The 10,499-nt window shown below is 67.4% G+C and carries 9 protein-coding genes and 1 pseudogene; 5 read left to right on the forward strand and 5 right to left on the reverse strand.

The features are described 5' to 3' along the window. Positions 1-663: hypothetical protein (locus ACTHNQ_RS16280; protein ID WP_440335003.1), on the reverse strand; the 663-nt coding region annotated here is incomplete at its 3' end. 61 nt (positions 664-724) lie between these two features. Continuing rightward, positions 725-2,046: pseudogene (locus ACTHNQ_RS16285) on the reverse strand (flavin monoamine oxidase family protein). On the opposite strand from ACTHNQ_RS16285, the gene ACTHNQ_RS16290 reads away from it, so the two are divergent. Both ACTHNQ_RS16290 and dmpG read left to right on the forward strand, forming a co-directional pair. Next, a complete protein-coding gene (locus ACTHNQ_RS16290; RefSeq protein ID WP_440335008.1) occupies positions 1,939-2,598 on the forward strand; it encodes a hypothetical protein in 660 nt (219 codons plus the stop codon). The pseudogene ACTHNQ_RS16285 and the gene ACTHNQ_RS16290 overlap by 108 nt on opposite strands. After that, a complete protein-coding gene (dmpG, locus tag ACTHNQ_RS16295; RefSeq protein WP_440335004.1) occupies positions 2,595-3,605 on the forward strand; it encodes a 4-hydroxy-2-oxovalerate aldolase in 1,011 nt (336 codons plus the stop codon). Before ACTHNQ_RS16290 ends, dmpG begins: the two co-directional genes overlap by 4 nt. 42 nt (positions 3,606-3,647) lie before the next feature. Here the strand turns inward: dmpG and ACTHNQ_RS16300 are convergent, their stop codons facing one another. Beyond that, a complete protein-coding gene (locus ACTHNQ_RS16300; protein ID WP_440335005.1) occupies positions 3,648-4,430 on the reverse strand; it encodes an IclR family transcriptional regulator in 783 nt (260 codons plus the stop codon). 322 nt (positions 4,431-4,752) lie between these two features. Between ACTHNQ_RS16300 and ACTHNQ_RS16305 the strand changes: the two genes are divergently transcribed. Both ACTHNQ_RS16305 and ACTHNQ_RS16310 read left to right on the forward strand, forming a co-directional pair. Continuing rightward, positions 4,753-5,739 carry a family 43 glycosylhydrolase gene (locus tag ACTHNQ_RS16305; RefSeq protein WP_440335006.1) on the forward strand — a complete coding sequence of 329 codons (987 nt, stop codon included), beginning with the start codon at positions 4,753-4,755 and terminating at the stop codon, positions 5,737-5,739. 332 nt (positions 5,740-6,071) lie between these two features. After that, positions 6,072-6,368, forward strand: a complete 297-nt coding sequence (locus ACTHNQ_RS16310) for a putative quinol monooxygenase (protein ID WP_308866490.1) — start codon at positions 6,072-6,074, stop codon at positions 6,366-6,368. Between the two features lie 887 nt (positions 6,369-7,255). Here ACTHNQ_RS16310 and ACTHNQ_RS16315 read toward each other — a convergent pair. Together ACTHNQ_RS16315 and ACTHNQ_RS16320 are read right to left on the reverse strand one after the other, a co-directional pair. Further along, complete coding sequence (locus tag ACTHNQ_RS16315) at positions 7,256-7,921, reverse strand: GntR family transcriptional regulator (RefSeq protein ID WP_308866491.1); 666 nt, start codon at positions 7,919-7,921, stop codon at positions 7,256-7,258. 14 nt (positions 7,922-7,935) lie between these two features. Beyond that, positions 7,936-8,478: a VOC family protein gene (locus ACTHNQ_RS16320; RefSeq protein ID WP_308866492.1), complete on the reverse strand. Its 543-nt coding sequence runs from the start codon at positions 8,476-8,478 to the stop codon at positions 7,936-7,938. Positions 8,479-8,640: 162 nt separating this feature from the next. On the opposite strand from ACTHNQ_RS16320, the gene ACTHNQ_RS16325 reads away from it, so the two are divergent. After that, on the forward strand, positions 8,641-10,499 hold a 1,859-nt coding region (locus tag ACTHNQ_RS16325), incomplete at its 3' end, for an alpha-ketoacid dehydrogenase subunit alpha/beta (RefSeq protein ID WP_440335007.1).

Consider the following 10,499-nt stretch of genomic DNA (forward strand, 5'->3'; position numbering starts at 1 on the left):
TACAACGGCGATGAAGTCCATTCGAGCGGGCAAGGTACTCAACTCGCGACCCTGAAGAGAGGTCGCGGCTCCGGCTGCGTCGATCACCGCAGCCCGGGCAGCCGCCGGCACAGTCTCCAGTTCGTGCGCGATGCTGCTGACCGCGTGACCGAGGAGCGAGGCGAACGCGGTGCTGCGCCGACGAAGCTCGGTGCTGTAGAACCCCTCCATGAAGGACGAGAAGTTCGCGAGTCCCACGTACCGCCCACGATGGCTCAGTTCCAGGGTGAGGCCGTCACGATAGCCGGCAGGCGCGAGGTGGTCGCGGTAGACATCCGAACGGCGGAATGAGATGGGCGAGTCTTGCTCAGCGCTGATCGTCGGGGGCAGATCATCGCCAGGATCGCGTGGATACCACGCCGGCTTCGGCCAATCGCGGGTGAACTGCTCCGCCATCGCCTGCGCCACGGGGGCGGGATAGCCGATCTGCGCCACTTCCCGGTGTTCGTCGTACGTCCGATCGAACACGAGCACTTGGGCGGCGTCGAAGGGCAGCGCCGCGCGCACTCGCTCGAGGTGATCGCGCATCAGCTCCGCTGTGCTCAACGGCACGACGGCGGTGGTGCGTGCGCGCGCCGAGGAACGGATCACCAGCGAGTGTGCGACAGGTGTCTGTGCGGACATTTTGCGGCTCCTGCGCTCCCGTTGTGCCATGCATACCGCAACGAAAGCCCGCACACCAGGGTCAGGAGTCGGTCCAGGCTCCTTCGATGGGGATGCTGCGTCCCAGGACCCTCGACGCCGCGCGGTGGCCGGAGAACATCGCGGCGGGAACCGTCGCCGGATCGTCGGTCCACGTCGCCTCGCCCGCGAGGTGCAGCACGCCGCCGATGGGGGTCGAGAGGTCGTCGTGGTCGGCCGTGGTCGATCCGACCGTCATGTAGGCGTACGACCCGTGCGACCACGGGTCGTCCTGCCAGTCCGTGACGTGCACGTGGTCGGCGTCGCGACGCGGTCGCCGTAGAGGCGGCGCAGCTGCACGAGGATGGACTCGACGATCTCGTCCTCGGTCCAGTCCCACGTCTCGACCGCCGCCGGGCCGGCGGCGAAGGTCAGCAGCGTCGGCGTGCCGTCGAGCGCGGTGAGGTCGTACCAGGAGTGCCACCAGCGACTCTCGGGTGCTTGCTGGCGGATCGCGTAGACGCCGTCGTCCCAGAACTTCGTCGGGAACCGCAGGAACACCTTCTCGAAACGGTTCATCGTCAGCCTGCTGAGCGCCCTGGCGACCGGTTCGGGCAGCGGCGGATCGATGGCGAACTCGTCCGACTGGAGCACGCCGACCGGCGCCGTGACGATCGCCGTGTCGGCGGCGAACAGGCCCTGGTCGGTCGTCACGAGGACTCCCTCGGGCGACCACTGCACGTCGGTCACGACATGGATGAGACGGATGTTGAGCCCCTCGGCGAGCCGTCGCGGCAGGCGGTCGTACCCCTCGGGGAACACCACCTCGTCGCCGTCGATGGAGTCGTCGTCGAGGCCGTGCGCGGCGAGGTCCTCGATCCAGGCGCCGTACTGCTCCTTGGAGCGGTGCTCGAGGTACTCGCGTACGCGCTGCGTGCGCTCCGCGTCCCAGCCTTGCGTCGCGAGCGCGGCCTCGGTCACGTCGCGATACGACGCGTCGCGTGCGGAAGCCGCGACCACCTCCCGGAGCGTGGCGTCGACGGTGTGGATGTCGTCGATGTACGCGCGGTTCGCGGCATCCGTCAATCGCTTCCCGTCGGGTCCGTAGTACGCGATCGGCCGGCTGTCGGGCTGGTAGCCGCCGACGGTGAACTCGACGGTGCGCATGCCGAACGCCTCGGCCGCTGCGGCGACGGGGGAGTCGGTGATGCCGTGGATCCACGAGGCACCCATGTCGGTCACGGTCCCAGGGAAGTGGCGGTCGGTCGAGACGCGGCCGTGGCACAGATCCGTCCGGGGAAAGCGATAACCGAACGCGGCGTCGTGAGCGCCGACTACATCCTCCGAGCAACGGAGGGATTCACCGCCGATCTGAAGGGCGAGCATCGCCGCTGGCTCCCCATGAACTCATCGATGATCGTGACCGAACCTCTTCCTGCCGACGTATGGGACCAGATCGGGTGGGCTGGCAGGGAGCTCCTCTCCGATTTCGCGCACGGCTATATGTACGCCCAGCGCACGGCGGACGACCAGATCGCCTTCGGCGGGCGAGGAGTCCCGTACCGTTACGGGTCGCGGGTCGACCAGGACGGCTCCACCCAGACTCGCGCGATTGAGACTCTGACCATGCTGATGCAGAGGTTCTTCCCGCCCGCACGCGACGTGCCGATCGCGCACGCGGTGGCCGGCTTCGTGCCGGGCTACACACTCAAGCAGGAGGTGCAGTTCCTCGATCAGGGGAGCGAACTCGATGCGCTCGTGCCTTCGGGACGGATCGACGCGCACGGCTACACCCGTGTCACCGTCTTTCTGGAGGTCGCCGGCGCCGCGATGTACCTGCCCGACTACGCCGGCAACCTCGACATCATGACCAGCGCGGCCCTCCGTGCCGCCGAGAGGCTGGTCGCACTCCACCCTCCGAAGGAACACACGCCATGACCCGTGTCTATCTGCAGGACGTCACCCTGCGCGACGGCATGCACGCCATCCGCCACTGCATCTCACCGGCTGTCGCCGCGGAGATCGCCGGTCGGCTCGACGCGGCCGGCGTCGACGCCATCGAAGTCGCCCACGGCGACGGTCTCGCAGGCAGCTCGCTCACCTACGGCGTCGCATCCCACTCGGACGCAGCATGGATCGAAGCGGTCGCGGAGCGCGTGAAGCGCGCGGCGCTGACGACCCTGCTGCTGCCGGGCATCGGGACCCTGCGGGACCTCCGCCGGGCGTTCGAGCTGGGCATCGTGTCCGTGCGCATCGCGACGCACTGCACCGAAGCCGACGTTGCTGCCCAGCACATCGCGGCTGCCCGCGAGTGGGGCATGGACGTGTCGGGCTTCCTGATGATGTCGCATCTGAGTGACCCCGCCTCGCTCGCCCAGCAGGCCAAGCTGATGGAGTCCTATGGCGCCCATTGCGTGTACGTCACGGACTCGGCGGGACGCCTCACGATGAGCGGCATCGCCGAGCGGGTGCGCGCCTATCGGGACGCCCTGGACGAGAGCACCGAGGTCGGCATCCACGCCCACCAGAACCTGAGCCTGGCGGTCGCCAATTCGGTGGTCGCGGTCGAGGAGGGAGCACGGCGCGTGGATGCCTCTCTCGCGGGTCACGGCGCCGGGGCGGGCAACACGCCGATCGAGGCGTTCGTCGCCGTCGTCCGCCTGCAGGGGTGGGAGACGGGCGCGGACCTCTTCGCGCTGCAGGATGCTGCGGACGATCTCGTCCGCCCGCTGCACGACCGCCCGGTCCAGGTCGACCGCGAGACCCTCTCACTGGGATATGCCGGGGCGTACTCCAGCTTCCTGCGCCACGCCGAGACGGCTGCCGCGCACTACGGCGTCGACGCGCGCGACATTCTTGTCGAGGTCGGGGTCCGTGGTCTCGTGGGCGGTCAGGAGGACATGATCACGGATATCGCACTCGATCTCGTCGCCGCGCGCGCGTGAGCCGCGGCCCCGGCGTGCTCCATCACACCCCGGCGCGGACGCTCACCGCACCCCGGCGAGGGTCCGCGATGTCTGCAGCGCCCTGCCAGCGGAGAAGCACAGGCGCCGAAGCTCGACCGTATAGGAACCAGGGTCGACGCCGGCGGGGCACGAGACCGAGAACGCGGCCACAGGCCGTCCGTGGGGCCCCATGACCGGCGCCGCGATGCAATGGAGGTCCTCGAGGAGCTCGCCCCGGTCGACGGCGAGCCCGTGCGCGCGGACCCCCGCGAGCTCGCGCGCGAGCAGCCCGGGATCAACGATCGTCCTGGCCGTCCACGGTGACAGGGGTCCCGCCATGGCCGCGTCCATGGCGGCGGCGTCGTAGGCGAGCAGCACTTTGCCCACCGCGGTGCAGTACGCGGGAATGCGACCGCCGATCCGGCTTGGCGACTGCACCGAGCGGTGGCCGTTGAGTTTGTTGAGGTACACGATATCCGTGCCGTGCAGCGCCGCGAGATGCACCGTCTGATGCGTTGCCTGATACAGGTCCGCGAGGTACGGCGTCAGCAGATCGCGCAGGACGTCGTGGATCGGGGACTCCACGCGCGCGCCGAGCTCGGCGAAGACCGGCCCGAGGCGGTACGCCGTCCCGGCTCGCTCGACGGCGCGGTTGCGCTCGAGCATTCCCAGGATCCGGTGTGCGGTCGACTTGCTCATGTCGGCGCGGCGCGCCAGCTCGCTGACGCCGATGCCGGTCTGCGTCTGCGAGCGGAACGCCAGTAGGAGGCTGAGCGCCTTGTCGACAGATGCCCGGTCGTCGCGCAGGTGCGTCGTCGCCTCCATGGTGCCCTCCCGAATCGCGGGCGGCCTCTGCAGCACATCCGCGACGAAGTTTGTCAGAGATGTAAATATATCCCCGATCGAGCGAGACCGGTAGGTAGATCTGGCTAATCGTCAGGTTCACTGGACGCCGAAGAGGCCGGGCGGGGGGCGTAGTGGGATCGGGCCGTCTGGTGGAACGCGCCATCGTCTGCAGCACCGTCGTGCTGCAGAGTTGTGCCGTCCGAAATACGCCGCCGGCATCGGACCGGCCGTCGATCCAGGTGGACCAGGGCGGTGTCGCCCGAGAGCGACCACCGAGCGGGAGCGGCTGACTGCGCAGTTCATGGGGACTTCGCCGTACCTCGAAGGTGCATGGATGACCCGCGTCGGTGCCCGCTACTACCTGCGATACGCCGCACCTGGCACACAGTGGAACACCTACGCCGACGGATACTTCACTGCGGAGTCCCCGCTCGGGCCGTACATGTACTCTCCGCACAGCCCGTTCTCGTCCAAGCCGGGCGGTTTCATCACCGGAGCCGGCCATGGCAGCACGTTCCAGGACGAATGGGGCAACTGGTGGCACGCTGCCACGATGCGCATCAGTGCGAACGACATCTTCGAGCGCCGCATCGGCATCTTTCCGGCAGGCTTCGACGACGATGGCGTGCTGTTCTGCAACCAGAGCTTCGCCGACTACCCCTTCCGCGTTCCCGATGGTCCGTTCGATCCGTGGCTGCAGCGGCAGCCGGAATGGATGCTGCTCTCCTACCGGGCGCGTACTCTCGCATCCTCATCGGCGGCGGGGCACGAGCCCGACCTCGCAGTGAACGAGGACGTGCGGAACTGGTGGGCATCGGACGGACCGGGCGTCGGCCAATGGCTCTCGGTCGAACTCGAGGGGGAGCGGATGGTGAGCGCCATCCAGGTGAACCTGGCTGATCACGCGCTCGCCGAATCGGCACCGCGGTTGCATGAGGGTGCCGACGGCGGTCACACCTGGCGTGGAATCTACCCGACGCACGACGCAGCCGAGGTCCTGGTCGAGGGATCACGCGACGGTGCTGACTGGACCGTACTGTTCGACGGTTCGGGCACGGGCGAAGACCGTCCGCATGCGCTCATCGTTCTGGACGAGCCTCACCCGCTGCGCTTCATCCGGGTCACCGCGCGTGCGCTTCCCTTCGGCGGCGCCTTCGCGGTGAGCGGACTCCGCCTCTTCGGACACGGAGAAGGCAGTGCCCCGCCCCCGGTGGCGGCTGACGCGGTGCGTCTGGACGCACTGACCGCACGTCTCACTTGGAACGCCGCTGTCGGCGCCCACGGGTAGAACATCCGCTATGGCGCGAGCCCGGACAAGCTCTACCGCAGTTGACTGGTGTGTACGACAGGACGCACCTCGACGTGCCGTCCCTCAACGCCGACCAGGAGACGTGGTTCGCAGTCGACTCCTTCAACCAGAACGGGGTGACGCTCGGACAACCGGCGTTATTACGCGGGGGGTCTAGGCGGACAGTCACGTGTTTGAAGAATCGCCGACTCCTGGTCGGCGAAAGATGCGAAGATGCCCGCGGATCGTGTCGCGAATGGCTGGAATTCAGCCATGCTCCACATCGTGAAGCATTACTTGACACTTGATAGAAGTACGACTACACATGAATCATGACTGTGCTGTCTGTGTTCGTAGTCCGACTCGATCCCGACCTCCTCGGCGAGGCTCCTGCGCTCATCCGCAAGACACTTGAGGGCACTCGGGCTCAGCCGGGATGCCTCGGCGTCGAGGTCTCGGTTGACGTCGACGACCCGACGCGATTCGTGCTCGTGGAGCGGTGGGCAACAATCGCCGACGATGAGGCTTACCGGTCATGGCGCTCAACGCCGGCGGGGGTTCCGCCGCTGGCGTCGTTGGTCGTGTCGGCCCCCACTCTCACTCGTGCGGAGGTGCTCGATCACCTCTAGCCCAAAGGCCAGGCCGCGTCGCTGGCACGCGCCGAACATCAGCCGGATGTCTCGACCCCTGAGACACTCGGATCAGCTTGTGGCTCGTTGAGCCGGCACTCTTGTCACAGAGGGACGCTAGGAAAGTTGCGAAACAAAGTGCGCATGCAAGGAAAGGCCACGGCTGGCGTCGCCGACGATGGCGGCGAAGCGTGCTCTGCTCGGGCGTCCGCCGAGGTTCATGGGCCCTTCGACTCTCGTAGGGCGAACATCCACGACGAGGCGGCGGTGAGCAATCGTCCGGAGGCGAAGTTCCCCTGTGGCCGGTGCGGCTCGGCCATGCGCGACTTCAACGTTGGGTTGAGCTGTGTGCGATGCGGCGACGCGGTTGTGTTCTTGGTCATATGAGCACTTGCATGATGATGGTGTGAGGTGAGACTGCTGGTGCTCGCCCAGGCGCGCGCTCATCGGACCATAGAACGGTCGCTCGCGCATCTCACGCATCTGCGACGACCAGCAGCGTGATCTCGGCCACGCACGGCGGTTCAGGCAGTCGACCGTCGAAACGGCTGTGGGCAGCCGGTCGGTCGCCGGGCCGTCCTCGCAGTGCGTAGGAGTTCGATATTCCGCGTATCCGCCCGACGGCCACCGTCATGATCGGCGAACGGCAACTCGCTGATGTTCTTCGGGCCCGCGTAGGCGTTGAATGAAGACCCCGAAACACCGTCGACGGTGGGGTGGCGACGTCCATCAAGGCGACGTTGCACTGCGCGTCGGCGCCTGCGAGCGGGGGAAGTCGACGGCGTGGAAGTAGCGTGGCCAGGACATCCTCGACCCGGTCGATGTGCAGGGCAGGATGTCCGGCAATCGCGCAGAGAAGAGCGGGCGCGTCGCGCCGCCGGCTCTCCTTAGCGACTGTCGAATAGCTCCGGATGACGGGCCAGCTCGAGCCGACTTCGACGAATATGCCGCGCCAGCACATGCTCAGCCTCCTCCGCGTCCCGCTTGTCCAGCGCGTTGACGAGGAGTTGATGGTCGTGGTGCACGCTCCGGTCGCCGTCGAGGTAGAACAGGCGCGTGGCGGCCCGCCGATAGTGCTGCGTGCGGTTCCACAGGTTGAGCACGATGTCTCCGAGCAGGCTGGTCGATACGGCGTTCAGGCATGACAGGTGGAACTCGCGGTCGAGGCGCAGGAAGCGCTCTACGTCCTCGCAGGCCTCCATCGAATCGGCGAGGAACTGGAGGCCGTCGATCGTGTCTTCGGTCAGCAGCGGCACGTTCAGTCGAAGCAGGAGCGGTTCCAATCGTTCCCGCACCTGGTACATCTCCTGACATTCCTCGACGCTGAGCTTCGACACCCAGGCGCCCGTGTTGGCGACCAGGGTGACAAGGCCCTCTGCCTCAAGCATGCGCAGGGCCTCGCGGACGGGCAGTCGGCTCGAACCGTGCCGTTCGGCGAGCTCGTCCTGCCTGATGCGCTCGCCGGGGGCGTACGTTCCAGACAGGATCGCATCGCGGAGAGTCGCCGCGACCCGCGCGCCGGTAGCACCGTGGGTCGTCACGCTGGGCGGCATCCGGGTTCCTTCCGTCATCGGTCGGGATGTGCCGGATGCCAGAGCACCCGCTCGGCTCCATTCTCGTACGCCTTGCCGCCCGGGAAGCTGACGAGTTCGAACTGGAGGCCCCAGGGGCTCCGGAAGTAGATCCAACGCTGGCCCTCGGCCGACTGCTTGCTCGCGGTCGGTTCCCCCATGACGGCGACACCGTTCTCACGAAGGTAGCTCACGGCGACATCCATGTCGTCCACGTAGAAAGCGATGTGGTGACCGCCGATGTCGCTGTTGCGAGGTTGCGGCGCCTGCCCGTCCGCGGCCTCGTACAAGAACATCTCGAAGTTCGCGCCGTTGCCGAGCCGGTAGAACCGGATCTCCCGGACGACGGTACGCGGATGCACGCCCAGGTGCGTCTGCATCCAATCGTCGTCCGCGCGCTTCGCGCCGAGCTCGTAGATCATCTCGGACCCGAGGATGTCGACCAGGAAGTGGTGAGCCTCCTCGAGGTCGGGCACCGTGAAGCCGATGTGATCCGTCCCGCGAAGGCCGGGGATGCCTCGCGCCTTCTTCTCAGACACCCGTTGGCTCCTTCGCTCTCTCGAATCGATTGTATCCAGTGAGCCGATTCTAGTCGCAAGTAGCTCAAGAATAGGAAGAGAACGGCTTGTATTGGATCAAATCGTAGTCTACGGTGGTGGTGATCACAGCGGTTCGCTGCGACGCGACCGGAATGGGCGACGATGCCGAAGAAGAAGCGACTGCAGACGGGTGTCGACTGGTTCGAACTGACGACGACACGCGCCGACTGGGATGCCGCGGAGCCGGCATTCCTCGGCACGATGCTCACCCAGCTGCACCTGATCCGTGCGTTCGAGGAGTCGGTGCTGGAGCTCGCCGCGGAGGGGATCGTCCACGGTCCCGCGCACTCGAGCATCGGCCAGGAGGGCGGTGCGGTCGGTTCGATCATGGGCCTGCGCTCCGCGGACGGCGTGAACGGATCGCATCGCGGGCACCATCAGTTCCTCGCCAAGGCGCTCACCCACGTCGCCGACGGAGTGATCGACCCGGCGCACCCGGTCACACCGGCCATCCAGACCGTCCTGCAGCGTACGCTCGCCGAGATCCTCGGCCTGGCACAGGGATACTGCCGCGGCCGGGGCGGTTCCATGCACCTGCAGTGGTTCGAGGCCGGGGCGCTGGGAACCAACGCGATCGTCGGCGGCGGCGCTCCGATGGCGACCGGCAACGCGTGGGCGCAGAAGCACTCCGGCACCACCGACCTCACCATCAACTACTTCGGCGACGGCGCGGCGCAGATCGGCTCGGTGCTCGAGTCGATGAACCTCGCCGCGGCCTGGAAGCTGCCGGTCTGCTTCTTCGTGGAGAACAACCTGTACGCCGTCTCCACCCACGCCGATGAGATCACCGCCGATCCGCGATTCTCCGTCCGGGGTCAGGGATTCGGCATCCCCTCCTGGCGCGTCGACGGCATGGATCCGCTCGCCGTGCATCTTGCGATGGAAGAGGCAGCCGAGCGGATGCGCTCCGGCGGGGGCCCCACGATCATCGAAGCCGAGGTCTACCGCTTCTTCCACCAGAACGGACCCTACCCCGGCAGCGCCTTCGGCTACCGCGAGAAGGAAGAGGAAGCGGCCTGGCGGGCGCGCGACCCGCTCGACCTCGTCGCCCAGCACATGATCCGGCGCGGCCTGCTCACCCAGGACGACGTGACCGCCCTCCGCGGACGCGTGCAGAGCGCGATGACCGAGGCCGTGGAGCAGCTGCTCGAGAGCGACCCCGACCGCCCGGGCAAGCGCCGCGTCCGGCCCGCACTCTGGCCGGAGACGAGCTTCGTCAATGTCGGCGTCCGCGGCGACGGCAGCGAGGTCGTGGGTCTGCCCGCACTGGACGGCGCCGCCCCCACCCGCACGATCAAGTTCGTGGATGCCGTCGCACAGGTGATGGACCGGCGCATGACGGAAGATCCTCGCATCGTGGTGATGGGGGAGGACGTGCACCGCCTCAACGGAGGGACGAACGGCGCCACGAAGGGTCTGGTCAAGGCGCACGGCGAGGGCCGTGTGCTCGGCACGCCGATCAGCGAGAACGCCTTCGTGGGTCTGGCCGGGGGCCTGGCTCTGGACGGACGGTTCCGTCCGGTCGTCGAATTCATGTACCCCGACTTCATGTGGGTTGCGGCCGATCAGGTCTTCAACCAGATCGGGAAAGCTCGCCACATGTTCGGCGGCGACAACCCGGTTCCGCTCGTGCTTCGCACGAAGGTGGCCATGGGGTCCGGGTACGGCTCACAGCACCTCATGGACCCCGCCGGCATCTTCGCGACCAGTCCCGGCTGGCGAATCGTCGCCCCGTCGACGGCGGCCGACTACATCGGTCTGATGAACACCGCGCTCGCGCTCGAGGACCCCGTCCTCGTGATCGAGCACGTCGACCTCTACGGCACCGCCGACGAGGTGCCGGAGGGCGACCTGGACTACCTTCTGCCGCTCGGCAAGGCCGCGCTGCGGCGGGAGGGCGCGGATGCCACGGTCATCAGCTACCTCTCAATGGTGGGCCACACACTCGAGGCCGTCGAGCA

This window comes from Microbacterium sp. (assembly GCF_051953575.1).
GTDB lineage: Bacteria > Actinomycetota > Actinomycetes > Actinomycetales > Microbacteriaceae > Microbacterium.